Annotated in this window: 23 protein-coding genes and 1 pseudogene; 6 read left to right on the forward strand and 18 right to left on the reverse strand. The window is 47.2% G+C overall.

Translation table 11 applies throughout. The features are described from left to right. Positions 1 to 109: 109 nt before the first annotated feature. The 3 genes from MHB84_RS10350 to MHB84_RS10360 form a co-directional block, all read right to left on the reverse strand. A complete protein-coding gene (locus MHB84_RS10350; RefSeq protein WP_076290577.1) occupies positions 110 to 1,408 on the reverse strand; it encodes an ABC transporter substrate-binding protein in 1,299 nt (432 codons plus the stop codon). Between the two features lie 120 nt (positions 1,409 to 1,528). Further along, positions 1,529 to 2,365: a carbohydrate ABC transporter permease gene (locus MHB84_RS10355; RefSeq protein WP_076290578.1), complete on the reverse strand. Its 837-nt coding sequence runs from the start codon at positions 2,363 to 2,365 to the stop codon at positions 1,529 to 1,531. Continuing rightward, positions 2,366 to 3,247, reverse strand: a complete 882-nt coding sequence (locus MHB84_RS10360; protein WP_076290579.1) for a carbohydrate ABC transporter permease — start codon at positions 3,245 to 3,247, stop codon at positions 2,366 to 2,368. It lies immediately after the preceding gene. Positions 3,248 to 3,390: 143 nt separating this feature from the next. Here MHB84_RS10360 and MHB84_RS10365 point away from each other — a divergent pair, with 143 nt between their 5' ends. Both MHB84_RS10365 and MHB84_RS10370 read left to right on the forward strand, forming a co-directional pair. Continuing rightward, a complete protein-coding gene (locus MHB84_RS10365; protein ID WP_076290580.1) occupies positions 3,391 to 5,217 on the forward strand; it encodes a cache domain-containing sensor histidine kinase in 1,827 nt (608 codons plus the stop codon). A 5-nt stretch (positions 5,218 to 5,222) separates the two neighbouring features. Further along, the gene (locus MHB84_RS10370; RefSeq protein WP_076290581.1) at positions 5,223 to 6,854 is read left to right on the forward strand and encodes a response regulator transcription factor; all 1,632 of its coding nucleotides are present in this window, start codon (positions 5,223 to 5,225) and stop codon (positions 6,852 to 6,854) included. 164 nt (positions 6,855 to 7,018) lie between these two features. Here MHB84_RS10370 and MHB84_RS10375 read toward each other — a convergent pair whose 3' ends face one another. Further along, on the reverse strand, positions 7,019 to 7,966 hold the full coding sequence (locus tag MHB84_RS10375; RefSeq protein ID WP_076290743.1) for an arsenic resistance protein: 948 nt from the start codon (positions 7,964 to 7,966) through the stop codon (positions 7,019 to 7,021). Between the two features lie 232 nt (positions 7,967 to 8,198). Between MHB84_RS10375 and MHB84_RS10380 the strand changes: the two genes are divergently transcribed. Then, positions 8,199 to 8,957: a tryptophan-rich sensory protein gene (locus MHB84_RS10380; protein WP_076290582.1), complete on the forward strand. Its 759-nt coding sequence runs from the start codon at positions 8,199 to 8,201 to the stop codon at positions 8,955 to 8,957. A gap of 100 nt (positions 8,958 to 9,057) precedes the next feature. On the opposite strand, the gene MHB84_RS10385 is transcribed toward MHB84_RS10380, so the two are convergent. The 4 genes from MHB84_RS10385 to MHB84_RS10400 form a co-directional block, all read right to left on the reverse strand. Then, entirely contained in the window at positions 9,058 to 9,432 is a 375-nt protein-coding gene (locus MHB84_RS10385; protein ID WP_076290583.1) for a RidA family protein, read from the reverse strand. Positions 9,433 to 9,579: 147 nt separating this feature from the next. Next, complete coding sequence (locus MHB84_RS10390; RefSeq protein ID WP_256716871.1) at positions 9,580 to 10,260, reverse strand: oxidoreductase; 681 nt, start codon at positions 10,258 to 10,260, stop codon at positions 9,580 to 9,582. A gap of 20 nt (positions 10,261 to 10,280) precedes the next feature. Further along, on the reverse strand, positions 10,281 to 11,438 hold the full coding sequence (locus tag MHB84_RS10395; RefSeq protein ID WP_256716877.1) for an MFS transporter: 1,158 nt from the start codon (positions 11,436 to 11,438) through the stop codon (positions 10,281 to 10,283). A gap of 208 nt (positions 11,439 to 11,646) precedes the next feature. Further along, entirely contained in the window at positions 11,647 to 13,062 is a 1,416-nt protein-coding gene (locus MHB84_RS10400) for a sensor histidine kinase (protein ID WP_076290586.1), read from the reverse strand. A gap of 232 nt (positions 13,063 to 13,294) precedes the next feature. On the opposite strand from MHB84_RS10400, the gene MHB84_RS10405 reads away from it, so the two are divergent. After that, the gene (locus tag MHB84_RS10405; RefSeq protein WP_083679016.1) at positions 13,295 to 13,948 is read left to right on the forward strand and encodes a phosphatase PAP2 family protein; all 654 of its coding nucleotides are present in this window, start codon (positions 13,295 to 13,297) and stop codon (positions 13,946 to 13,948) included. Here the strand turns inward: MHB84_RS10405 and MHB84_RS10410 are convergent. From MHB84_RS10410 to MHB84_RS10450, 9 genes and pseudogenes are all read right to left on the reverse strand, one after another. Beyond that, positions 13,941 to 15,464, reverse strand: coding sequence for an HD-GYP domain-containing protein (locus MHB84_RS10410; protein WP_076290587.1), 1,524 nt, complete (start codon positions 15,462 to 15,464; stop codon positions 13,941 to 13,943). The two genes, MHB84_RS10405 and MHB84_RS10410, sit on opposite strands and share 8 nt — an antisense overlap. 243 nt (positions 15,465 to 15,707) lie before the next feature. After that, on the reverse strand, positions 15,708 to 16,688 hold the full coding sequence (locus MHB84_RS10415; protein ID WP_076290588.1) for an anti-sigma factor: 981 nt from the start codon (positions 16,686 to 16,688) through the stop codon (positions 15,708 to 15,710). Further along, entirely contained in the window at positions 16,685 to 17,281 is a 597-nt protein-coding gene (locus MHB84_RS10420; protein ID WP_076290589.1) for an RNA polymerase sigma factor, read from the reverse strand. Before MHB84_RS10420 ends, MHB84_RS10415 begins: the two co-directional genes overlap by 4 nt. Before the next feature lie 576 nt (positions 17,282 to 17,857). Continuing rightward, on the reverse strand, positions 17,858 to 18,166 hold the full coding sequence (locus tag MHB84_RS10425) for a hypothetical protein (RefSeq protein ID WP_076290590.1): 309 nt from the start codon (positions 18,164 to 18,166) through the stop codon (positions 17,858 to 17,860). A 166-nt stretch (positions 18,167 to 18,332) separates the two neighbouring features. Then, the gene (locus tag MHB84_RS10430) at positions 18,333 to 18,440 is read right to left on the reverse strand and encodes a YjcZ family sporulation protein (RefSeq protein WP_217504721.1); all 108 of its coding nucleotides are present in this window, start codon (positions 18,438 to 18,440) and stop codon (positions 18,333 to 18,335) included. Positions 18,441 to 18,482: 42 nt separating this feature from the next. Further along, positions 18,483 to 18,587, reverse strand: coding sequence for a hypothetical protein (locus MHB84_RS10435; RefSeq protein WP_017690880.1), 105 nt, complete (start codon positions 18,585 to 18,587; stop codon positions 18,483 to 18,485). 102 nt (positions 18,588 to 18,689) lie between these two features. Next, entirely contained in the window at positions 18,690 to 19,922 is a 1,233-nt protein-coding gene (locus MHB84_RS10440) for a sialidase family protein (RefSeq protein WP_076290591.1), read from the reverse strand. Between the two features lie 25 nt (positions 19,923 to 19,947). Further along, positions 19,948 to 20,316, reverse strand: coding sequence for a hypothetical protein (locus MHB84_RS10445; RefSeq protein ID WP_076290592.1), 369 nt, complete (start codon positions 20,314 to 20,316; stop codon positions 19,948 to 19,950). Positions 20,317 to 20,534: 218 nt separating this feature from the next. Continuing rightward, positions 20,535 to 20,705, reverse strand: a pseudogene (locus MHB84_RS10450) (thiamine-binding protein); the annotation flags it as partial. Between the two features lie 159 nt (positions 20,706 to 20,864). Between MHB84_RS10450 and MHB84_RS10455 the strand changes: the two are divergent. Further along, on the forward strand, positions 20,865 to 21,386 hold the full coding sequence (locus tag MHB84_RS10455) for a stalk domain-containing protein (protein ID WP_256716878.1): 522 nt from the start codon (positions 20,865 to 20,867) through the stop codon (positions 21,384 to 21,386). 148 nt (positions 21,387 to 21,534) lie between these two features. Here MHB84_RS10455 and MHB84_RS10460 read toward each other — a convergent pair whose 3' ends face one another. Beyond that, the gene (locus MHB84_RS10460; protein ID WP_076290594.1) at positions 21,535 to 21,861 is read right to left on the reverse strand and encodes an MTH1187 family thiamine-binding protein; all 327 of its coding nucleotides are present in this window, start codon (positions 21,859 to 21,861) and stop codon (positions 21,535 to 21,537) included. Positions 21,862 to 22,622: 761 nt separating this feature from the next. Between MHB84_RS10460 and MHB84_RS10465 the strand changes: the two genes are divergently transcribed. Then, positions 22,623 to 24,956, forward strand: a complete 2,334-nt coding sequence (locus MHB84_RS10465; protein ID WP_076290595.1) for a ribonucleoside-diphosphate reductase subunit alpha — start codon at positions 22,623 to 22,625, stop codon at positions 24,954 to 24,956. Positions 24,957 to 25,021 lie beyond the last annotated feature (65 nt).

Genomic DNA, 25,021 nt, shown 5'->3' on the forward strand with positions numbered 1-25,021 from the left:
TCCAAATCATGTGTGAATGGCTTTATTAGCCTGTGGATACTAGTATGTGGATAACCATTCAAGGATGAGACAGCACTATTTTACTTATACGGATAGCTATTCCGAGTAATTATTTTTTCAGACTATCCCAGTTTTGCTGCAATGCATCAAGCAAAGCTTTTTTGTCCGACTTGCCTGCCACATATGCCTGAATCGTGCTACCAAATTCTTGTGGAACACCTTCAGGGAAACGGTTGAAGTTCCAGCTTAACGCTTTGTTTTCTTGGCTGTACTTCATGATATCGGTTGCGAGGTCACCCAGATCCTCTTCAGATGCCTGAATGGAACTAAACGCCGGGATAAACTTGAATTCTTTGGTCATATACTGTTTTCCGGTATCGGATGTCACGAGCCATTCCAAGAACTCTTTCGCTTCCGGTTTCACTTGCGAATTCTTGTTCACTACCCAGTAGTTTGGTACGCCAACAAACAATTTGTCGTTCGGTTCATTCGTGATTGGCATCGGCAGAATGCCCAGATTCAGATTAGGATCGATTCCATCAATTTGTACTTGTGTCCAGTTCCCTTGCTGCATCATCGCTGCTTCCCCACTTGCAAACAGGGTTACCTGAGTGTTGTAGTCGGTTGTGAGCGGGTTTTTGTTGCTGTATTTCAGCGTCAAGTCGAGCAGGTTCATCCAGTCCGTAAACACCTGATTGCCAGGGATTTTCTCCGTACCTTCGTTAAGACCTTGAATAAATTTCACCGGATCTGCTTGATTCGCAAATGCTACGTTTACGTTATGATTGCCGAGCACCCACCATTCCTGATATCCATTGGAGAACGGGGTAATGCCTGCGGCTTGAAGTTTCTGTGCAGCCTGATCCAATTGTTCCAGTGTCGTCGGAATTTCGGTGATGCCTGCTTTTTGGAAAAGATCTTTGTTATAAATGAAACCATAGCCTTCCAGTGCCAGCGGCTGTCCATACAGTTTGCCGTCTTTGGTCATCGGCTCTTTGGCAACATCAAGCACATCTTTTGCCCACGCTTCACCTGACAGATCTTCCAGGTATTCGAGCCATGTGTCCAGCTCACGATAACCACCAACGTTGAAAATGTCCGGTTGCTCGCCAGCAGCGAACTTGGCTTTCAATGCAGCGCCGTAGTCACTGCCGCCGCCCACGGTCTGAATGTCCAGCTTAATTCCTGGATGGGAGGACTCATATTCCGCTTTGAGACGGTTAAACGCTTCCGCAATTTCGACTTTGTACTGGAATATTTTAATCGTTTTGTCGCCTGCAGCAGCCTCTCCGCCACCTTGGGTGTCTGTGTTGACAGGACTTCCACTCTTATCTCCGTTGCCACAACCCGCAAGCATTACAGAAAAAGCAATCAGCATAAGCAACGTCAACTTGGTCATTCTTTTCATACATACACTCTCCCTATAGTAGTTTCAGTATAACAGCTTCGTTGCATTTTTTATTCGGGCCACCAAGGAGCAGCAGCGACCGAAAGCGCACATGATTCCGGAGCGGCTCCTACCCCGCACTTACCCTTTAACAGATCCCGCGGTAATTCCCTGAATGATGTATTTCTGCATCAGCAGGAAGAAGATGATAATTGGCATGATGCCAAGCACCAGTGCAGGCAGGGCAAGATCCCATTGCTTCGTATATTGTCCGAAGAGCGCAAAGGTCGCAATCGGAATTGTACGCAAATTGGAGCTTTGCAGAATCAGGGATGGCAGCAGATAGTCATTCCAGATCCAGAGTGTATTCAGGATGATGACGGTAACATACATCGGCTTCATGAGTGGGAATACAATCCGGAAGAACACGCCGTAAGCGGAGCTTCCATCCACCCGAGCTGCCTCTTCAATTTCGAGCGGAACCGATTTGACGAATCCGTGGAACAGGAAGATGGACATCGGTGCGCCAAAACCGAGATAACAGATGATGAGTCCGAAGAGACTGTCGATCAGTCCAAGATTACTGGTTACGGTAACGAGTGGAATCATGATAGACTGAAACGGAATCACCATGGCGGCAATGAACACGCCGAACAAAATCCGGTTGAAGCGCGTATCGCTGCGTACCATTCGGTAGGCGGCCATGGAGCTGATCAACACGAGCAGCAGATTGCTGACTACGGTGACGATAAGCGAGTTCATCAGCGCTGAAGGGAATTTGATTTTCTCCCAGGCGTTCGCATAGTTGCCCCATTGGAATACCTCCGGCCATGCGGCCGAATTGGTAAGCAGGTCACCGAATGTTTTGACCGAATTGACAAACAGGAAGTAAAACGGAACCAGGAACAATAATCCAATGAGTACCATAACAATCTCAGTTACAATGGTACTGAAGCGGTAATTTTTTGACGTTTCCATCTATGCCTCCACCTCCTTGCTCTTCGTCACACGTACCTGAATCATGGTGATAATGGCAACGATTACGAAGAACACAAGTGCTTTGGCTGTACCGATGCCGTACCGATTATTCACAAAAGCCTCATTGTAAATATTCAGTGCTACCGATTCTGTTGATCCAAACGGTCCGCCTTTAGTCAGCGACAGATTGAGATCAAACATTTTGAATGACCAGGAGATGGCAAGGAACAGACAGATTGTGACTCCCGGCATAATGAGCGGGAAAATAATGCTGCGCAGTACCTGCCAGCGGCTGGCACCATCAATTTCGGCAGCTTCCAGCAGATCAGGTGATACGTTGGTCAAGGACGAGATGTAGATGACCATCAGATACCCTGCGGTCTGCCAAACAAATACAATGACGATACCCCAGAAGGCCGTTGGCTCGTCTCCCAACCAAGGGAGGTTGAAGAAGGACCAACCTGTTACGTCGCCTACTGCTGAAAACCCTTTCACAAATATGAACTGCCAGATAAAGCCGAGCAACAATCCACCGATCACGTTAGGCATAAAAAAGATCGTGCGCAGAAAGTTTCTCGTCTTGAGCGGCTTGGTCAGGAAATACGCCAGAAAAAAACCGATAACATTGGTCAAAATTACACCAACCACGGTGAAGCGCACCGTAAACCAAAACGCAGATAGAAACTTGGGATCATTCGAAAAAATTTGCTTGAAATTGTCGAATCCTACCCAATGAATGTTCGCCGACACCCCGTTCCAGTCGGTAAAGGAATATACCATGCCAAGCAGGAAAGGGACCACGATAATGAGAATAAAAAAGACGATGGAGGGACCCACGAACACAAGCTGCTGTAACAGCTGTGAAGATTTGCGATGCTTCATATCGTTCTCCCCTTCTATAGATGGATGAAATTGATCTCTTGTTCTATTAAACCCCATTCTCGCACAGGGAAACACCGACCCTGGTGAACAGTTGGGTGTAAAATATTGTCCTTTCTTAACCTGCAACCAGAAGGGGTGTCACGATGTCAAAATACTACAGCATTCGTACCAAACTAATCGCTTTTATGCTCATTGCCACAACGATCCCGCTGCTGGCATCCATCAGCATGACGTTTATCCAGACCAAGACCGCCCTGCGTGAGCAGGCCGTGGCGGAGAACAAACGTCTGATCTTTCAGGCGTCTACCAATCTGAACAATTACGTGGATAACGTGGCAAGGGCTTCGCTTGCTGTGTACAATGATCCGAATTTCCTGCGAAATCTGGCGAAAATCCCTGGCGACTATCGTGCAGTTGCCGAGGTATACACCACTCTGCAGACGATACGTTCGGCTGTACCCGATGTATTCCAGCTGTATCTGCACTCTTTTGCTGCCAATCAATCGACATTAATTGCGAATCCTTTCCCGAAGCGGGAAGAACGCAAACAGGCCTACTCTGACTCACTTCATGGAAAATCGGACGAAAAAAGCCCGGATATCTGGGTCGAATCGGCGCACCTTAGTCATTCCTACGGCTTCAAGGCAGCGTCAGCGGATGATCCTCCAAGAACGGTGATTACCCTTCACCGTGTAATCAAGGATGTACCTTCGACAGAACGATTGGGCGTGCTCGCCATTGATTTGAACATGGATACCATTGCGGAAATTTGTAGCAGGCTGTATGATCCGGCAAAGGAACAGATCTATGTCATTGACAATCAGAACCAGATCATTTTCGAAGGAAAGTCGGAAGTCAGCGGAACGGATGCATTAAGACAGGAAGCAGCGACTAAGCTGAATTCAGCACGTTCCGATGCAGGGACAGTACAGACCGCTGCAGGGCATTTTGAACAAGATCATTCAATGTATGTGTATCAACAGTTAGGAAGCCAATTTGCAGACTGGACCATTGTTAAACAGATTCCAAATGAAACGTTGTACGCGAGTGCCACCACTTTAACTTGGAATAATGCCATGATCGCTATTGCTGCGCTGTTATTAGTCATTGTGGCAACCCTGTTCATCTCGATCCGAATCACCGGACCGCTCAAGCAATTAATGCGTTATATGAACCAGATTCAGGCAGGACGCCTGCATGTGGATATCCGTTTAACGAGTCGGGACGAGATCGGTGTGCTGGCCCGTCATTTCCGGGATATGATGGATACGGTTAACAACTTGATTTTACGGGAATATCGCCTTGAAATAGCGAATAAAACGAATCAGCTCAAAGCGCTGCAAGCCCAGATTCATCCCCATTTTCTGTATAATACGTTGCAATCCATCGGTACACTTGCGCTTCAACAGCAAGGACAACGGGTGTATGTGCTGCTCTCTTCCCTATCCAAAATGCTGCGCTATAGCATGCGTGACCAGACAAGGGTCACTTTGAACGAAGAAGCCGAGCATGCACGGCTCTATCTGGAACTACAAAAAGAGCGGTTCGGTGACCGCCTGGAGGTTGAACTGGATTTTGCCGAAGATACCCTGCGCGCCGAAATGCCGAGGATGACCTTGCAGCCTTTGATTGAGAATTACTTCAAGCATGGAGCGGATGTCCGGCCTGGCAAAGGCAGGATACGAATATCCAGTCAGCGAACGTCTGACGATTGGATTCAGATTCGGCTGGAAAATAACGGACCGTGCATTCCGGAAGACAAGTTGTCCGAAATACAGCGTTGGTTGCATCCGGCATCTATATCTTCAGAGTCCTCACAGGAACCGGACGAAAGCGATTCGATTGGACTGCGTAATGTGATGCGCCGACTCCAACTGAACTCCCCTCCGGGATACAATGCAACGCTTACGATTGGCAATCTTGAACCGAATGGCGTGCAGATCATAGTCAAAATATACGCGGGAGAGTGAACAACATGAAAGCCTTGATTGTCGATGATGAAAAACACGTCCGCGATGCGATTAAGCTACTTGGTCAATGGGAAGCCGCAGGAATTGATACCTTGTATGAAGCGGCAGATGGTCACGAAGCGGTCGCTGCCATTACGGCTCATCAACCGCAAATTGTACTCAGCGATATGCGAATGCCTGGCAAGGATGGTATGGCTCTGCTTGAATGGATATCTGTTCATGCCCCGCACAGCAAGGTACTGGTCATCAGCGGGTATGATGATTTTGAACTGGTCAGACATGCTATTCGATATGGAGGTACGGACTACCTGCTCAAACCAGTCGAAGCAGACGAACTGAATTCTTCCTTATTTAGAGCAGTCGAAGCCTGGAAAGAAGACGATGCTGTTCGTGTGCAGTCCACAAGACAATCCATGGTGGTCAATCAGATGCGTCCGCATTATCATGACAGACTGCTCACAGAGCTTGTCGTGGGACGCGGAAGCAACAATACCCAATTCCAGCGGCTGCGGGATGAATTAAATCTGCCCAAGCAGATCGACAGTTGCAGTGTGGCAGTCACCAGCCTTTCCCATCTCGATGCTCAATGCTTGGCAAAGTATCGCAGCCAGCCTGATTTGCTCGTATTCTCTGTGCTAAATATTTGTGCGGAGATGTTATCCCCACCTGCCGAAGGTGTCGTATTCCGCCAGCTTGATCAGCCGGATGAAGTGGTTCTCCTATACTGGGGTCAGTGCTCGACACTTCAAAACATTCTTGAAAAAGTGAACGATGGTTTGGAGCAGACCATTCAACGCCGTCTTCATTTCGGTATCTCCAGCTGTGAGTTTTATCCTACCGGAACCTCGGGAGCCTATCAGGAAGCTAGTATTCGGTTGTGGCGACGCAATGCCTTGCAAACGAAACAGTGCATTCACGATGCAATGGAGTCCTCCAACGGAAACAAAGGGCTGCGGTTATCTACCTTTGAGGAGTCCTTACGACTGGCATCTATGAGTGGGCGCGCTTCCAGCGTGTCCAATGCGGTTGCAGAATGGATGGATCCCATCACCCGGCTCGATGTCATAACAGCGGAGCAGATACAGCAATGGATGGATGAAATGGAATGGATGATTGGCCGTTGGCTCGACGATGCCGTAGGCGCCCCACCGAAGGAGGAAGACGAAGCGATAGATGAACAATCCATTCCATTCGCCGAGTTGCCTTTGGACCGTGACGGACTATTATCGCTGCCCTTGCTCCGCTCCCTGCTGGAACAGCGGTTGCTCGCAGCCGGAAAGGCCCTCACTGCACATCATCATGCAACACCGGATCCAATGAGTGAGATTGCACGTTATATGGATGCTCATTATCAGGAGGACCTGTCTCTGCAGCAGATTGCTGCACGGTTCTATCTGAGTCGCGAGTATATATCTCGCAAATTCAAACAGCAGTTCGGATTGAACTGGTCCGAGTATTTGGGCAAACTGCGAATCAATAACGCCAAGCTGCTGTTACAGAACCCTTCCCTACGAATTGCAAAAATCTCGGAGATGGTCGGCTATCAGGACGAGAAGTATTTCAGTAAAGTGTTCAAAAAAATGGAGGGCATCACACCGGGGGAATACCGTAAAACATTATCTGACGGAAATGCTTAATTGAGCCGCCGGATCTGTGGAAATTCGTCTAATAGAACGTGCTCGATTCGTTAAACGATAAAAGGGGCATCCCGTCATGTTCATGACTCTGGGAACAGCCCCTTTCCTTTTTACATATATGGATGAATCTTAATGGATACACCCTGACTTCTTTTCTAAAGGAATCAGCGATCCCGTAGTACGACGGAAGGAATAATACGAATATAGATTAATTCTCCCGCCAGCTCAACGATCGTCTGGGTTACAATCACTGCGGCAGCAAATGTGGCCCACTCTTGCGGCAATGCAAGTGCCAATGGCAGAACAACAAGCGAATTTCGGGTTCCTGCACTGAAAATAACGGCCCTGCCTGCGCCTGTGTCCAATCGGAATAGAGCCACTATGATTCGTGAGATGAGGGGCATAGCAATCAGAAAAATAATATAGATGGGCAGAACATCCACAATTACAGCAAAATCATTGTAGACCTTCCCGATTTGCGACGCGACGACCACTATCAAGGCCAAAGCCATCATGGGTACAGGCAGCCAGGCGGTTGCGTTCATCACCCGTTCTCCTCCGGTCTTGCCTTTGGTCATAACTTGCGTAAGAATAGCCAACAGCAACGGAATAACGATCAGGAACAGAAAAGCCTCCACGAAAGGCCCCACTTGCATGACCTGTGCCGCTTCCTTCCCTATGAACAGCCACAAATATACTGGCAATAAAACCATTTGTATAACAAACAGAATTGGCGTTGCAGCCAGCATCAGTTTCTCATTGCCCCGACCCAACTGTGTAAAAACAATGACGTAATCAATGCAGGGCGTTAGCAGTACCAGATAAACGCCAATGAGCACGGCAGGAGGTTGCGGAAACGCCAGTGTTAACAACCACACGACCACAGGCACTACGATAAAATTAGCCACCAGCAAAGCTCCAATAAATCGCAGGTTGGATAAGGATTCTTTAAGCTGTAAAAAAGGAATCTGTGCAAACATGCTATATAGCAAAATGGCAAGCACAGGTGAAACCGTATAATGCAGCGCTGCCCCCCATTCAGGAGTGCCCAGCCCGATCGCTGCTCCCACGAATAGGGCAACGACATATAACCATGTTTGTTGCTTCTCCATCGTTTCTCTCGTAAACAACCTTCTTCCTCCTTCAAAGTGAACATATTTCTGCTTCAACCAACGTACATTGTGACGTAGCACAGCGAATAAGAGCATGGAACAGCGCAGGGTATCCAGACAACGATCCTGTGAATTTTTTGCGGCTTCTTATTAGAATGCGAAAGAACTGGGTATATTCATTGTAGACTGACCCGTGGTTCATTCATTTTTGTTAAACCAAGGAGGAAACACAATGTCACGTAACAATCCGTACAAGTGGTTAAACGCGATTGGATTCATCGCTGTTATCGTAGTAAACTACCTTTCCAACGCGCTGCCTATTGGAGGCAGAACCAACAAGGAAGTATCGGATATGTACCCTGTATTGCTCACCCCTTCGGGCTATGCTTTCTCCATATGGGGACTGATCTATCTGCTACTCGCTGGCTTTGTCATCTATCAGTTCGTTCCCTCTTCTTGGAAAAGGGACTCTATTACCCGCCTCGGTTACTGGTTTCTAGCAAGCTGTGCCTTTAATGTAGCGTGGATCTTTGCTTTTCAAAATCTCAAAATCGGTCTCGCCTTAGTCGTCATCGTTCTGCTTCTGTTGTCCCTGATCATGTTATATGTAAAAACGCGTGCAATCACCCTTCCCACAACTGCCGAAATCTGGCTCGTGAAGTTGCCGTTCAGCATATATCTTGGATGGGTTAGCGTAGCAACCATAATCAATACGGCTGTTTTATTATATAAAATCGGCTGGGATGGCTTTGGACTCAGTGAACCTACCTGGACCATCATCATGTTAATTGTAGGCCTGGTGCTGGCTGTACTGGTAAGCTTCCCTTACCGGGATAGTGTATACCCACTTGTCTTTACATGGGCATACATTGCCATCGCACTCAAACAAAAAGACGTTACCTCCGTATATTATACGGCAATTATCATTGCAATCATGCTAGCCATTTATGCGGTATGGCTGTTCTTCACCCGTAATCAGGATCGGGATTGACCCGGCTCAGTTCATATAAATTCAAAAAGCCGATTTCGGTCATCTGACCAGAAATCGGCTTTTTATGTAACTTTCCTTGCTTGGCAAGTATCAGTCTTCCCTATTTGAGGGCAATAACCTCGATCTCCACAAGTGCATCCTTCGGCAGACGAGCGACTTCAACCGCGCTGCGTGCTGGATAAGGCTGTTCGAAGAACGTGCTGTACACTTCATTCACCGGAACAAAATCATTCATGTCTTTCAGGAAAACAGTCGTTTTCACGATTTTATCCATACTCGTGCCTGCTGCTTCAAGAATGGCCTTTACATTGCTCAGGGACAAACGAGTCTGCTCCTGTACATCGGCTCCGAACTCTCCTGTTTGCGGGTTTAGGCCAAGCTGACCGGAAGTATAGATGAAATCACCTGCTTCAACGGCTTGGCTGTATGGACCAATGGCGCCTGGCGCCTGATCGGTAGAGATTGGTTTTTTCATGGATGAGTTCTCCTTCATGTTCGCTGTCCTGCCGCCGCGAGGAGACAAGCCTCGAACTCATTTTTGAAGCTTATTATACCACGATCCGGCCCAGGCAAGAAACGGCTATCCTTACCTCTCATTCCGATAGGGACAAACCATGAATTCTCAGGACTCATCCAATCCCAACACGTGAATAACGTCATTGGAATACACATGATTTCCTCTGGTTTGAACAAGTGCAATGTTCATCATGGCCCGAGCTATGGTTGAAGCCTGGATTGCCCGATATTTATCCACTCTGCCTTTCATCCAGCGATCCAGAAACTTCATGGCATGAGCTGCCAATTGCTCACCCAACCGTTTTTCTTTGCGATCTCCAAGGATTAACGACGGACGGAATATATGCAGTGAAACGAAACCGATAGCCGATAATGCCTCTTCCATCTCTCCCTTGGTCCGACTATAAAATATACGTGACTCGGCATCGGCTCCCATGGAAGAAATGACGAGCATTTGGGATACCCCATGCTCCTTGGCAAGTATGGCGGCTTTTACGGGGTAGTGAAAATCCACTTGGCGGAAGTTTTCCTGACTGCCAGCTTTTTTAATCGTTGTACCCAAGCAACAGTATAGGTCATCAACATCGCGAAATATATCTTTTTGCTCTTCAAGTTGTTCCCAGTCCACGACATACTGCTCCAGCTTTGCATGTTCCAATTCGAGTGGTCGTCTGACCAATACACGAATCCGGCCATAAGCCGGGTTCTGGAGCAAGCTGCGTACCAGTAGTCCACCCACAAGCCCGGTAGCTCCAATCACAAGGGCTTGCCGTTCGTGATTTTCCAAGTACATCCCTCCACATATCTCTATTTCAGAAGCACACGACGTCCAAGCGTAAACGTAAGAACCAGCATCGCTGCACCAACACCCACTTGGAAGCCATAAGCGGAAACCCAATTCATCGCTTCCGGCCAGGTTTCCATTCTCTCATACAACCAACCACCGATCAGCGGTCCAAGAAACGAGGTCACTCCGGTCATAGCCGAATACACGGCGACAAACATCGGTCTTTCGCTTTTTGGTGTATCTCCGATTGTGAAGTTGAAAGCAAGCTGGTTGAATCCACCCACACCAATACCGAGAAAAATATGGGATAAAAAAAGCGCTATCAAAACAGGCATAAACGACATCAATCCCCATGACAGACAGGAGAGTGCGATGATCGGTAATGTCCAAAATAATAAGGTTTTGTTGCTGAATCTCGCGTTCAGATTGCCCCAGATATAGAATCCGGCCATCATAACGAGTGTCTGCACCACGGTAATTATGGATACAGTCTGATAATTAATGTTAAGCAGGTCAAGCATCACGTAGGAAAATAGCGGAACGATCAACGTCTGGATCAGTAACCAGGCCGCGAGGAACAGTGCAGCCCTCAGAAAGGAAGGATCCTGAAACGGCTTCTTGAACATCCCCCAAAAAACCTTTTCAGTTGAACGTTCAAAAGGTACATCCGGGTAAAAGCAATAAATAATCGTATTAGCTATGGCGCAGATCCACACAGGTATGAACAGGATTAAGAAACCCATCTCCCCAGGAAAACGGTCCAAAACGATGCCTCCCGCAAATAAGCATACGCTTCCAAGTGCGTTCAGAATCGTATTTCGAATCCCGAAATAACGTCCTCTCACCTTGGCAGGAACGATATCTCCAATCAACGAGGTCCAGATCATACCACCAATGGTATTGGCTATGAATGCAACCGTATACACACCAATATAAATGCCTACCCACCACTCCTTGGGGAACAGGAACGGTATCAGTCCCGTCGAACTCCACAGGATGCGATGTATCCCCACAAACAATACAAGCATGCGTTTGCGGCTGCGAATGCGCTGCATCCAGTAAGCCGCTCCAATCTGAGCGATATTGACAAACGTCGTAATGGCGAGCACAAAGCCAATATGTCTTGACCCGGCCCCAAGGTACAGCAGAAATCCGGTTAAAAATGGGCCTCCCAGCAACGTCTGCAAAATAATTGCCGGTACACCCTCCCATGTTGCAATGGATAAATTCGTGCGTTGTGTCGAACCCTTGCGCCGTGGTTTGCCTGCAAACGGAGGAGGGTTAACGTTGACCGTCTTCTGTATGGGGATACACTCCTTAGACCGGGTTTCAAGTGCCGGTCGATGCTAGTTGTCACCCCAAATTCTACTCACAGCGTGATGGTTGTCAACTCATTTTTTCACGGTTCAACGGGAGATAGAGGTAGAAGGTACTGCCCTTGCCCTCAGCGCTTTCAAGTTCAATCGATCCGTCTAGCAATCTGGCCAAATCCCGACTGATAGACAGGCCGAGTCCTGTTCCCCCAAATTTGCGGCTAATGGACCCGTCCGCCTGTTGAAATGCTTCAAAAATGGATTGATGTTTGTCTTCAGCAATGCCAATTCCCGTATCTTGCACCGAGAAAACAATCCATTGGCTCAGAATACCTGACTTCTTCATTTGCTTGGTGCTTACGGTCAGTGTGACCTTCCCCTGATGTGTAAACTTGATGGCATTGGACATGAGATTACGCAAGATCTGTTGGACTCGTTGGGGATCAGACCATAGGGTCTCTGGTAGCCCTGGCTTCTTGTCCAACTTCAGCTCTACTCCCTTTTTCTCGGCAACCAACTGGAAATGAGCCATGGCATCTTCCGTGAGTTGTGCAACACTGATATCCTCCAAGACGATATCCAGTCTGCCCGCTTCCACTTTGGACAGATCGAGAATGTCATTGATTAACGTTAGCAACTCCTGACCAGAATGCTCAATCATTGTGGCAAAATGTACGATATCCTCCTGTTCCATCGTATCTCCGTTCTCGCTGATCATCTGAGCAAAGTTAATGACACTATTCAGCGGTGTCCGCAGTTCATGCGACATATTCGCCAGAAATTCCGATTTGTACTGTGAAGCAATCATCAACTGCTTGGCACGATCCTCCAGCACAATCTGAGCCTTCTGCAATTCTTCTTTTTGCACAGACAATAAACGATTGGTACTCTGGATGAGCAAAATCCGATTTTGTTCATTCTGGAAGTCTCGTAAAATAAATGCAAAAATAAGACTAAGCAAAATACCAACAGGAAGGGTATACGGCATAATATGAGAGAAAAAATATGTAGCCGGGATAACGCCGACAATAGCTATGTTCACACTATTGACCACATTTACAATCAATATGACGATAACACCTTTAATAATTAACCTATAGTCACTGCGTCTCATCCATATATTCAACCCTGCACACACCACGCCCAAAATGGACATATTAATCAGTGCAGCCACCGTAGCATCATTGATACCAAAAGTTAGCCGGGTCAGTCCAATCCCAACACCCACGATAATAACGCTATAGGGTTGTCTATACGTCAAAACGGCAACAATTAAAGGAACAAAACGAAGATCAAAGACAACTTCATCATTAAGCTGAAATCCAAATACCGTGCTGATCCAGCCTGCAAAAATAAGTACGAACAACGAACATATCTGTTTTACTCGTGATGAAGCTCGTATTACGATGTATTTATAGAACACACTAGCAAGGTAAGCGATGGTTATGAGCATCCCCATATTTAATACGAACATTTTTGAAAATTGCATTCACTCACTCCTGTTGTCGTGTATTCATTGACAGAAAACCTATAGTCCGTATACATCTCTATCATATCATGCCCATTCAACCTTCGACATTCCTTCGTCGTCAAAAAAATGCACAAAAATACACAAATCAGGATTCAATTTGTGCGCTGAACGTAGTAGAATATATTGTTGTTCGATTTTATTTGCTGTGATCCAGTTCCTTGCGAACCTGGATGAAAGGAGAAACGGTGTTGTGCACGTATTAAAAAGCAGATCCTACTGGCTGTCGTTAAGCTTGATGCTTTCCTTGGCTGTCATGGGGATGTTCTATGATATTTTGAATAGTCCGGAGCGCGGGTTCTATGTTCTTAATTCCCCGTTGGACCGGATCATCCCTTATGTACCTTCCATGTCCATACCCTATCTGGGTTGGTATCCGTTTGTCTTCGGCGTCTTGGCTTATTTATGTGCCAAAGATCGGCTCACTTATTATCGCGTCCTGTTATCCATGAACATCTGTGTCTGGATCTGTTACCTGATCTATTTTAATTTTCAGACCATGGTGCCGCGTCCCGAGTTAACAGGTACAGGTCTCGGCGCATCTCTCCTTGGATGGCTCTACGGCCAGGACCGTCCATATAATTGTTTTCCAAGTATTCATGCCCTTCATTCTTATCTGGTTATGCGGGCTGTTCTCTCCGTTCAGAGTATTCGCAAACATGTTAAGGTGTTAGTTGCTGCTGGTGCAGCACTGATTATATTGTCCACCTTAATGATTAAACAACATGTAATCTATGACGCCCTGGGTGCGGTCGTACTCGGCGAATGCGTTTTCACAATTATCACCGGGCTCTCGCTGCACCGTCGTCGCAGAAAGGAATCGAAGTGGACAGAGGGGATCAGCTGACCCCTCGCTCCGATGTTTTCTGGAGATGCTGTTGCCGTCTCCACTCATCAATAAACAAACTTGCAAAATAGGGATCCCACTGGGTCCCTTTTCCTTCTTCCAAAATAGATAGCGCTTTCTCATGACTCATCCCATTCCGATATGGACGATCAGACGTCATGGCATCAAAGGCATCAGCCACGGCAATGATACGACCAAACAGCGGAATCTCTTGGCCTGCTATGCCATCAGGATATCCTTTGCCATCATATCTTTCATGATGAGACCTTACACCCGGTAGGAAGTCTGCCATCGCATCAATCGGTTCAATCTGTAACAAAATACTCTCCCCAAGAACAGGATGTGTGCGAATGATGGCGAATTCCTCATCGGTGAGTTTCCCATCTTTCAACAACACCTCATCAGGTATGCCGATTTTTCCAATATCATGCAGCAGTGCTGACTTGTATAACAGATCGGCTTGTTCTTCATTCATGCCACTCAGCTTACCAATCATTATGGAATACTCCGCGACTCGCATGGAATGACCGGCCGTGTATTTGTCCCGTGCGTCCAATGCAGCCGCCAAGGTGGAAAAATAACTTTGCAGCAACTGCCGATTACGTTCCTGCCTCATTTCCAGCCGATTAATCATCATATTGAATCCAGAGATGAGCGCAGAAAATTCGTCCGCGTACAAATCAGGCGTTCTTCTGCCCAGATCTCCCTCTTGAATTCGGTTCATCTCCTCAGTCAGCTCCGCAACCGGTCCGCGAACATCCCGAATCAGCAGCCAGCTTCCCACAAGGGCGAAGCCCCCGCCTAACACAACGATAAGAACTGCCCACAGAATATACTCTTTCGCAAACTCACTATCCATATACTGAAGACGGATCGATGTAGCCAGAAAGAACAGAAATAATGGAAATAAACCGATTAGCGCTGTACTCAGCTGAAATTTACGCTGAATGGACACCAGGACACGTCCTCCAAGCGATGGCTCCATGCCATGCTGTTCTTTGCCTCTGCGGCGAACTTCCAGCAGCAACGGTCGAACGGTCCGAACGGTCAGAAAATATTCAATCAGGGCATGCATCACAGCGATCAATAAGGCGCACGCAGCTGCAACTGCGACGTATCCATATGGGATTTCCAGCCATCCTGTAGAGATCATCCATATCGTCAATCCGGCAGCAGGTAAGGAAAACCCAAGCATATGCGGACCGAGAATGCGATAGATCGTTTTTCCCGGAAATCGGTGAATGCTTTCATACATCTTTGTCAATTCGGCCTTCTCATGATGCTCGGCGGCAAAAAACTGCCGGATGGGGCCAAGTTGAGCCCATAGCGTCATCAGTTCAGCAACAAGCATAAACAATAGTGAAATCAACACAATGATAATGAGTCGTACAAATTGAATGTTTGGTATTTGTAAGGTAGACACCATAACGACTGTACCTACCACAAAAACAGCTCCCAATGAACCGATAAGATAATTTCGCATCAGACGAAAGATAAATGAACGGTATACTTCCACCCTAACCCCTCACTCTCTAGCTGCAAACCAGTTCTCCCCATTGATGATGACAGAGGGAGATTAAGGGTACAGCCTCCTATTTGTTATCGGTTACTCGGACTGAAAAAATTAATTCATTTCACGGATGGGAAACCTCCATCCTGGAATGAACTATGAATCGCTCATTTAACTTATATGTACGCGTACAACCATACAAAAAAGACTGCTCCCCGTAGGAAACAGCCTGATATGGCAAGACATTTCTTATCCTTTAATCTTGGCAGCCAGAATCATTGTACCACGCGGCTCATCACCCATCGCATCCGGTTCAAGTGTGATGGCGACCGTGTCGTAATCGTTGGCAGAGTCTAACGTATAGTATACCGCTCCCGTTCCATTATGACTTAGGAAGGTCCCCGCATTCTGAGGTGTATCGCCCTTGATCAGCCAAACCTGGAACGCCTCATTCCCTTCCAAAGTAGGCAAATTCTCCGCCTGTACGACCAGGTGAGTGCCTTTGCTGTCAATAACGATGGTAGCCAGACCTCGGGCCACAATGTCCTGTGTTGCAGGACTAAGCTTAACGGCTTCGCCTGTCTGCATTCCCTGTGCAGGCTGCAGGGATGAAGCAAGCTGCTCTTGCAGCTGAGCATTCTGTGCCTGCGCCTGAGCAAGCTGCTCTTGCACCGTCGATGAGCCCGCAGCTTGCTGCTTCAGCGAATCGACCTGGCCTTGCAGCTGCCCGGCGTAGATGCCGAGCACGAGCGCCGCTGCCGCGAGGGCTGCGCTCGCTATGCGCCAGGCGCGGCTGCTGCGCGCACGCGCGCGCCCTTGAGGCTGCCACGGCTGTGCCTGTGCAGCCTCATCTGCCCGGGCTGCAGGCACCGCCGTCTCCGGCGGCAAGCCTTGCCCGGGCTGCGCCGCTCCATGCTGCGGCGCAAGGTCCCCCTGAAGCACCGCGGGTGCTTCAGGCTGCGCAGGAGCAGCCGCCCGCTTCGTTCCGGCGCTCTCCTGCGCATGTCCGAGCACGTTGCCCAGCACACGTGCTCGCATGCCAGGCGGCGGTTCAACAGGTTCCGCCGCGAGTGGCAGGAAGCCTGTTACTTCCTGCAATTCCCTCACCTCCTGGCGACAAGACTCGCAATTGGCCAAATGCGCTTCGAATGCTGCCACTTCCTCCGCTTCGAGTCCTCCCAGCACATACACCGGTGCCAGATCAGACCATTCCTCATGTCGTTCTATCATGGATGTATGCCCTCCCTTCCCGCGTCCGGATGCATTTCAGCATCGGCGAGCAGCTTCTGAAGCTGTCGCATCGCAAGCCTGACACGGCTCTTTACCGTACCCAGCGGAATCCCGAATCTGCTGGATACCTCCTGTTGCGTTAAGCCTGCATAATAGATCGATTCAATGACCTGTTGCTGGTCACCATTCAACTGGGACAAGGCCTCTTTAATTCGGACACCTTCCCATTTACGCTCTATTTCTTCTTCTGTATTTGTATGTTCATCGGCATATGCCGCCAGTGCTTCGTTTTCCATTGAGGTCGTAGCTACGCTTTTGGATTTTCGCCTCAGCATGTCCACTGCAATGTTGCGCGTAATGGCGAACATCCACGTGGTCAGCTTCCCCTGTGAGGCCTCATATCGTTCAGCATTGTTCCAGACCCGCAGGAATAATTCCTGGACAGTCTCTTCTGCTGTCATTGGATCACCAACGATCCGATAAGCAAAAGAATACACCGCCCGCTCGTAGCGGTCATATAAAAGCTCCAGTGCGGAAGCATCTCGCTCTGCAATCTGCCGCATTAACCTGCTGTCCTCTATTGGTTCAGTCATGCGAGGGCCCCTTTCCGTGTCATCCCTCTTATTATAACCTACGCAGAATCATTTGAAGAGGATTACCTTATTGAAGAAAAAATCTGAAATGTTTCCGCAATTGTTTTCAAAAAAAGCTTCAACCTTCCTTTTTATTGCAAAAAATTACAGCCTGTGGTATACTCTAAGAGTTGGTATTTAAACAACCTCATATGATTTTCTGTCTTCTTTAAACCCCGGAATATTTTCTTCATGCTGCGACCGCAGCGAACATGCACATTAACCTATGAAGATTGAAGAACCTGAATCACAATAACCCGGTAGTACAGAGTTTCACAAGATGTTCCCATTCACACTGGCGCGGTCATCGGAGCCGCAAGGACAAAAGAGAGGTAGGGCTTTTGTTGTTTTGGATGTCACTTATTCTTGAGAAGATTGAAAACATACACAAAGCACCCGGAATTGGGTTCCGGGTGTTTTTCCATGTCCACTTTTAATAAAAAGATGGACAGACAGCCAAAAGGCGCCGATACAATCTCGGCGCCTTTCATCGGAGTTGTATGGATCAACTCCCTGATACAGTTGCTATTGTAAGATCTAGATAAACATCGTTTTGGAGATGATGACCAACAGGATGAACAGTACAAGAATCGTACCCATGGATCCCCAGCTTCCTCCGCTATGTCCATAGGAAGTTCCACAACCATGGTGATACCCGTGCAGCACTGGAGCATGATTGGGATGATGAGCGTAGCCGTAGCCATACCCCGTTGGCATTGTACAACCATATCCGTACCCATGCATTTCATGACCTGTGTATTGGTATCCTTGCATATGCTCATACCCTCCCATATGTCCGTATACGTGTCCCTGTCCGTTCGGTGAATTCGGTTTTACTTCGCTCATTGTTCATTCCTCCTTAACATTTGCCTACACCCCTAAGCTATGTATTTTGCCTACCTCTGGACCGGGCTATGGCCCTACTTTGACAAAATAGGCGTTTTCACTATTCCTGTAGGCTTGTCCCCAAACCAAAAAAACCCCACCGGTTACCCGGCGGAGTTCAAACATATTATACCCAGAAAGATTTAGTGATGATAACGAGAAGAATGAACAGAACCAAGATGGCACCAGTTGATGTCCAGCCGCCGTATCCTGTGCCTCCAAGTACTTCGCTCATGGAGATTCCTCCTTTACCAATGGTTTAGGTGTTAAGGGTCTATTAGATGAGGAATGCTTTGGAAATGATAACCAACAAAATGAAGAGAACCAAAATGGCACCAGTCGATGTCCATGCGCCGCCGTATCCACCTACAACTCCACTCATGCAAAACCCTCCTTTTATTTGAGGTACAGTTCACTATATGCAAAAGTCACTCGCGAGACCGGGCTCTTGTTAAAAATGGGCCAGGGTACAATTGAGGTATGACTATGAACCGAAATACACATCCAGTTTCCCTGTTGGCTGTGTTGTCGCCATCCAAACGGCGGCCAAGCTATCAGGTGACTGTGTATAGGCTGTGATGTAGTCACCAATGAGCACTGTTGGTACGGGTGAATTCCCATTCGGATTGAAGGATGTCGTTGTGAGTCTTCTGTTCGTAAATGTCGCTCCCCCATTAGAGGACTCAGCTACATATACATCTAGCAAAAATCCATTTATCTGGTTGGAATAATAGATGACTCGGATTACTCCCGTAAATGGTGATACGGAAATCGAAGGAAAGAAATTCTGTGATCCTACAGGTGCTCCCGTTATACTTACCGGTTCGCTCCAAAGCAAACCATCTGGCGATTGACACATGAGTACATCCGTATATCCATTTCGGGCGTCATTCCAGACTGCATAGACTGTCCCACTGTAGATACTGTTGGAAATATCTGCACCCAGACTCAGATTCGTTTGAACACGGAACGCATAATTGGGTACAGGTAAGGGAGAAGGTGCAGGTACCACCGAAGAAATTAGGGTCGACTGATTATTTACTGGAGGCTGAAATGTCGCACCTCCGTCGTAAGATATCCTTAACAAGGCATACGGGCTCGTCGGACCCGTGGTTATATACCCGGCATAGACTTCACCCGTAAATCCAATTGCGATTGCCGCCCGATCATGGAAGCCTCTCGGACTGGAAATCCGGCTTGGCGATTGCCAGGTCGCAGCCTGATCCAGAGACCTTTGCAAAAAGATTGATGATGCCGCTGTTGCCAGCGGCGTGTATCCAACATAAGCATTACCACGATACGGGCTACCAGGTGTTCGATCACACGCTATATACGGTTCATCATTGTGAACGATGAGACCATATCCTCTGTTTACAAACACCGGGGGAGCCCATGTGAGACCGTCATCCATTGAAGTATAACTAATAATGGTCCCGTCATTATCCCCATTAAAAACATGAACGGTTACAATAAACGTACTGGGGAATGTGTAATCAATCGTGGGGGCTTCAGCTCCGGCGTAACCCGCAGGTTGAGGCAAGGTAGTCGTTGACCAGGTCTGCCCTCCGTCAATGGAGCGATATAATCCAGTAAGTGTTGGCCCAGTACTTGTATCGACTGCCACAACACACATTATATTGGGTAACAATTCATTTACTGCAATCGACGGTTCAAACTGGTTCCCACCCAATGCTCCTGTAATATTTACAACCGGCATTTCATTCACCTCCGTTATATTTGGGTTATGGAATATTTGTGAATCGGTCTACCCATACCATCTCCGATTGCAACACACGCTGCAGGATATTTCCGGTGGAGTCCAAACTGAACACCTGAATAACCGTGCTTGTTGCACTGAAATAATCGCTCTGAACCTCAAAATAATCTGCTGTGTTTAGCGTATATAACAACGTTCTAGATGCCTGGGGAGTCAATTGGAACAGATCATGACCAATAGGGATTCGGGTTGTCTGGGAAGTATCCCAGCGAAAGACCTGAAGCTCGATATTGGCTGGAATATTGAGAGAATCATTCAAACAGGTGACAATTAATTGAGTAGCTCGATCACTCCCATTAGGAGAGTTAAAGAGGAGACCTGTAGTGTAAGGCATTGTAATCCCTCCATTCCTCTATACATCTGCCGACAAAGGTTGTCAGTTTAATGTAAAATATGTAACCCCCAGATAAATGCCACGGCAAAACTCACGTATGTCCTACAAAAATCCGCCCTTGTTGAGCCAATGAAATGCGAAAAACTGCAAGTCCCAGATACAGGACTTACAGTAATATATAAAACTATTTTCTATTCTCTATTCTCTGCTGACTTCCATTAATTGGGCCGTGTCTGACGGGATACCAGTTTCTCCTGAACAGATTGCAACTTCTGCACACTGGAAGCGTCGGGTTTGTCACGACGATCGTCAATCTTGACAGAAGTGGAGACACGCTGGGCCCCGGATAGAAACGGAGCTTCGTGCAAGGCCGCAATTGCTGTAAATAGAGCGGGCCTTCGATAATGATACTATACTTATGGTTAGGCAAAAAATTTGATTCGTAAGAAGCAAAAAAATAATAGTTTTCACCCGTGTCAACCCTTCCTAATTAGGGTATTATTCTCAGGTATAACACATTTACATAGGAGTTGATGATAAAGGTGAAAATGAAAAAGGTTATTGTTGCTTTATCCGTCGGAATGTTGATCGGGTCCTCGTCCATGGCGGTTGCGGCCACTTCCAAAAAGGTACAAGCCACTCTTGCGAACTTTAAAGTTATCGTAAATGGCCAGTCTAAATCCGTAACATCCGATCAATTGCTTTATAAAGGTAATACATATCTTCAACTACGCGAAGCCGCTAAAATCCTCGGTTATGAAGTGAATTATGCAAGTTCAACTCGATCTATTGAGTTTTCCGCAAAAAGTCAATCTCAGGCAGATTGGATTACTCTGATAGATTTGTCCGCATCAAATGGATACCAAGTTAATCTTAAGGGAGATTCATCAGATGTATATAACATTTCAAAAAATTTAAAAACCATCCTCAGTGTTAATGCTAATGGTCTTAAAGAAGACGAGGAAAAAGTTGTAACTGATCCATCCGGTAATACGGTCCGTATCAAAAAACTACAAGGATCGCTGGTATTAAACAGAGCAGATCTTAAAAAAGCAGGTTTAATTCTATAGTATTCTGAAGTCATACAGCTTCGTATGGAGAAATCCTGCGAAGCTTTTTTGAGCCTTGCAAATATAACATTAAAAGCCGCACCCCCAGATAGAGCATGCAGCGAAATACACAAAAATGTTTCTCTTAAATTACTGATAAGGACTTGCGTCAGTTCGGACGTGTCTGACGGGATGCCAGTTTCTCCTGAACAGATTGCAACTTCTGCACACTGGAAGCGTCGGGTTTGTCACGACGATCGTCAATCTTGACAGAAGTGGAGACACGCTGGGCCCCGGATAGAAACGGAGCTTCGTGCAAGGCCGCAATTGCTGTAAATACTTCATTGAGCGGGCCTTCGATAATGGTACTCATGGAGGTCAACTGATATGTAATGCCCCGCTGTTTTTCCAATACTTTCTGCATGTCTGCCACATAACTGCTCAAGCTGGTCGTCCCGGTGCCAATTGGAATTACGGTCACTTCTGCTATTGCCATTTCGCTCGGCCTCCCATGGGCCCCGCAAGATACCGGTGCCGCTCATTTTTAGTCGATTTTTGCCTGTTTTTATTCTACCAGTTGAAGGAGCCACAATTCAAACTGACGTGATAACGTCATCTGATTTAAACAAAAATTTTTTTTGATAAATCTTCAAATCTTCCAGTCCTTTTCCTTTGCGGAATCCTGGCTTAAATGGTATACTCGGAATTACGTTTTACTGTGTTGACCCTGTTTACAAACACTATATGTTGGGTTACAGTAAGAGAACAGCAACAAAATGTAGTAAAATCAAATCACCCCACTTCTATTAGTCATCTTCTGAAATCTCGCGAAAAACAGGATGAAATCACCTCCAAAGGCACGTCCCTGTAGGTGTAAATCGCTTTCTCGAAACAGACTTGACTCGGAGGTTAACGGGGCTATTTGGACTGCACCGGGATCCTCTAATTACAGGCGTGTCTGCTATAGACAAAAGATTACATAAGCACCCTTTTCTGTCTTTTTTTGAATCATTATAGACAGCAAGGAACTCAGGGCATCCATGGGCATTTTCAGCCGCGAGGCAAGGGGAATGCTTTTTATGTGACCATGTTCTGAGTGCTGCTCCTATGTGCAATATGATGCAAGACTCGCTACTACCGCCGTTCAGTCCATAATATGCAGCTTATATCTTTATCTCACCGTAAGAAGACACTCAATTCTTTATATAAAGAATTTCTCCAATTTATCTCTTAAACATGCGAAAGCGAGGAATATTCATGCCACAAGTTGTGACCAAGCCGAACAACCGCCAGCTTGCCTTTGATGATATGCGCATCTCGGTATATGCAGATCGTATTCTGGAAGGACTGAACATGCTCGACAAGGAACGTCTGGTACGCGGGGTAAACAGCAAGCTCCGTCGTGACGAAGTTACCGGAGACGAGATCAGCAACGCTTTTATGATGAGCGCTCTGGAACTGGTAACGAAGGAAGAGCCTAACTGGAAATTCGCAGCGGCACGCTCCCTGCTTACTTCCCTTTACAAGAAAGCGGCAACCAACCGCAGATACAAATCATACCCGGAAGAGCCTTACGGTGCTTTCCACCCCCTTCTAGTGGATCTTGTGAAGAAAGGTATCTACCGCGAAGAACTGCTGGAATGTTACACCAAAGAGCAGATCGACGAACTTGCTGAATGCATCGATTACCGAAACGATCTGTTGTTCGACTACATCGGTTTGCTCACACTGGCAGAACGTTACCTCGCTCACGACTTTGACGGAAAAGTCATGGAATTGCCTCAAGAGCGTTACATGGTTATCGCGATGTACCTGATGCATCAGGAGCCTGCTGAGAGACGTATGGATCTCGTTAAGGAAGCTTACTGGGCAATGAGCAACATGTACATGACAGCAGCTACACCTACAATGTCCAATGCGGGTAAAAAAGTGGCTGGACAACTCTCCAGCTGCTTCATCGATACCGTGGATGATTCCCTTGAGGGCATCTTTGACTCCAACACAGATGTAGCACGTCTCAGCAAAATGGGTGGCGGCATCGGCGTTTATCTCGGTAAAGTCAGAGCTCGTGGTTCGGACATCCGGGGTCACAAAAATACAAGTTCTGGTGTAATCCCTTGGATTCGCCAACTAAATAACACTGCGGTCAGCGTAGACCAACTCGGAACACGTAAAGGTGCGATCGCTGTTTATCTGGACGTTTTCCACAAAGACATTCTGGCATTCCTCGACCTGAAGCTGAACAATGGTGACGAGCGGATGCGTGCGCATGACGTATTCCACGGCATCTGCCTGCCTGACCTGTTCATGGAGCGAGTAGCGAGCCGCGGCGAATGGAGCCTGTTCTGCCCGCATGAAACGAAAAAAGTGATGGGCTGGAAAGATGAGAACGGTCGTCCACTCGGACTGGAAGATTTCTATGATGAGTCCGTAGGCGAAGGCGCGTTCCGTGAGAAATATGAAGAAGCGGTCAACCACCCGCTGTTGTCCCGTATCACGGTTCAGGCGATTGACATCATGAAACGTGTTATGAAATCCCAACTGGAAACCGGTACGCCTTACATGTTCTACCGGGATACGGTTAACCGTTCGAACCCGAACAGTGCACACGGCATGGTATACTCTTCCAACCTTTGTACCGAAATCATGCAGAACCAATCTGCAACTGTAGTTGAAAAGGAAGAGCTCGTAACCAAAGATGGACAAACCCGCATCGTGATTTCCAAAGTGCCGGGCGATTTCGTAGTCTGCAACCTGAACTCCATTCACTTAGCACGTGCTGTGCCTCATGATGTATTGGAGCGTCTGGTACCGATTCAAGTTCGTATGCTGGACAACGTTATCGATATCAACAACATTGAAGTGCTGCAAGCCCAATACACCAACAGTCAATACCGTGCGGTTGGTCTGGGAACATTCGGACTTCATCACCTGCTTGCTCTCGAAGGCATTCGTTGGGAATCGGAAGAAGCAGTCACATATAACGATAATCTGTATGAAAAAATTAACTATCTGCTCGTGAAAGCCAGCATGGAACTGTCCAAGGAAAAAGGACATTATCCGAAATTCCAAGGCTCCGATTGGCAAACAGGCAAATACTTCGACCAACGGGATTACACTACAGGTGAGCGCGTAGGCGAATTCGTTACAACTGAACAATGGAAAGAACTGCAAGCCCAAGTACAGCAAAACGGTGTACGTAACGCTTGGTTGTTCGCTATTGCACCAAATGGTTCAACGTCCATCATTGCAGGTTCAACAGCCAGCATTGATCCGCTTTATGAACTGTTGTCCTATGAAGAGAAAACGACATACAAGATTGCCAACCCGGCACCTGACCTGTCCGAAAAAACGATCTGGTATTACAAAACAGCGTTCATGGTGGACCAACATGCTTCCATCAATATGGCCGCTGCCCGTCAACGCCACGTCGATCAGGGACAAAGCTTCAACTTGTATGTTCGTCCAGATATCAAAGCAACGGAGTTCCTGGAACTGCATCTGCACGCCTGGAGAGCCGGCATTAAATCAACTTATTATGTCCGCAGTCGGGCATTGACTATTGAAGAATGCGATTCTTGTGCAAGCTAAGTTTTATCGTGATGCTGAAAGCTCACTAGATCTACGATGACTACCAGGGCATCCTGTTTTGAATG

The sequence above is a fragment of the Paenibacillus sp. FSL F4-0087 genome (genome assembly GCF_038020215.1).
GTDB lineage: Bacteria > Bacillota > Bacilli > Paenibacillales > Paenibacillaceae > Paenibacillus > Paenibacillus taichungensis.

What these genes read in the sequence shown, in the direction of transcription:
- MHB84_RS10445 (WP_076290592.1), bottom strand. Translation starts at nt 20,316, where the DNA reads ATGCCTTACACTACAGGTCTCCTCTTTAACTCTCCTAATGGGAGTGAT.
- MHB84_RS10415 (WP_076290588.1), bottom strand. Translation starts at nt 16,688, where the DNA reads ATGATAGAACGACATGAGGAATGGTCTGATCTGGCACCGGTGTATGTG.
- MHB84_RS10455 (WP_256716878.1), top strand. Translation starts at nt 20,865, where the DNA reads ATGAAAAAGGTTATTGTTGCTTTATCCGTCGGAATGTTGATCGGGTCC.
- MHB84_RS10360 (WP_076290579.1), bottom strand. Translation starts at nt 3,247, where the DNA reads ATGAAGCATCGCAAATCTTCACAGCTGTTACAGCAGCTTGTGTTCGTG.
- MHB84_RS10370 (WP_076290581.1), top strand. Translation starts at nt 5,223, where the DNA reads ATGAAAGCCTTGATTGTCGATGATGAAAAACACGTCCGCGATGCGATT.
- MHB84_RS10365 (WP_076290580.1), top strand. Translation starts at nt 3,391, where the DNA reads ATGTCAAAATACTACAGCATTCGTACCAAACTAATCGCTTTTATGCTC.
- MHB84_RS10425 (WP_076290590.1), bottom strand. Translation starts at nt 18,166, where the DNA reads ATGAGCGAAGTAAAACCGAATTCACCGAACGGACAGGGACACGTATAC.
- MHB84_RS10350 (WP_076290577.1), bottom strand. Translation starts at nt 1,408, where the DNA reads ATGAAAAGAATGACCAAGTTGACGTTGCTTATGCTGATTGCTTTTTCT.
- MHB84_RS10465 (WP_076290595.1), top strand. Translation starts at nt 22,623, where the DNA reads ATGCCACAAGTTGTGACCAAGCCGAACAACCGCCAGCTTGCCTTTGAT.
- MHB84_RS10420 (WP_076290589.1), bottom strand. Translation starts at nt 17,281, where the DNA reads ATGACTGAACCAATAGAGGACAGCAGGTTAATGCGGCAGATTGCAGAG.
- MHB84_RS10385 (WP_076290583.1), bottom strand. Translation starts at nt 9,432, where the DNA reads ATGAAAAAACCAATCTCTACCGATCAGGCGCCAGGCGCCATTGGTCCA.
- MHB84_RS10380 (WP_076290582.1), top strand. Translation starts at nt 8,199, where the DNA reads ATGTCACGTAACAATCCGTACAAGTGGTTAAACGCGATTGGATTCATC.
- MHB84_RS10400 (WP_076290586.1), bottom strand. Translation starts at nt 13,062, where the DNA reads ATGCAATTTTCAAAAATGTTCGTATTAAATATGGGGATGCTCATAACC.
- MHB84_RS10440 (WP_076290591.1), bottom strand. Translation starts at nt 19,922, where the DNA reads ATGCCGGTTGTAAATATTACAGGAGCATTGGGTGGGAACCAGTTTGAA.
- MHB84_RS10375 (WP_076290743.1), bottom strand. Translation starts at nt 7,966, where the DNA reads ATGGAGAAGCAACAAACATGGTTATATGTCGTTGCCCTATTCGTGGGA.
- MHB84_RS10435 (WP_017690880.1), bottom strand. Translation starts at nt 18,587, where the DNA reads ATGAGTGGAGTTGTAGGTGGATACGGCGGCGCATGGACATCGACTGGT.
- MHB84_RS10355 (WP_076290578.1), bottom strand. Translation starts at nt 2,365, where the DNA reads ATGGAAACGTCAAAAAATTACCGCTTCAGTACCATTGTAACTGAGATT.
- MHB84_RS10430 (WP_217504721.1), bottom strand. Translation starts at nt 18,440, where the DNA reads ATGAGCGAAGTACTTGGAGGCACAGGATACGGCGGCTGGACATCAACT.
- MHB84_RS10460 (WP_076290594.1), bottom strand. Translation starts at nt 21,861, where the DNA reads ATGGCAATAGCAGAAGTGACCGTAATTCCAATTGGCACCGGGACGACC.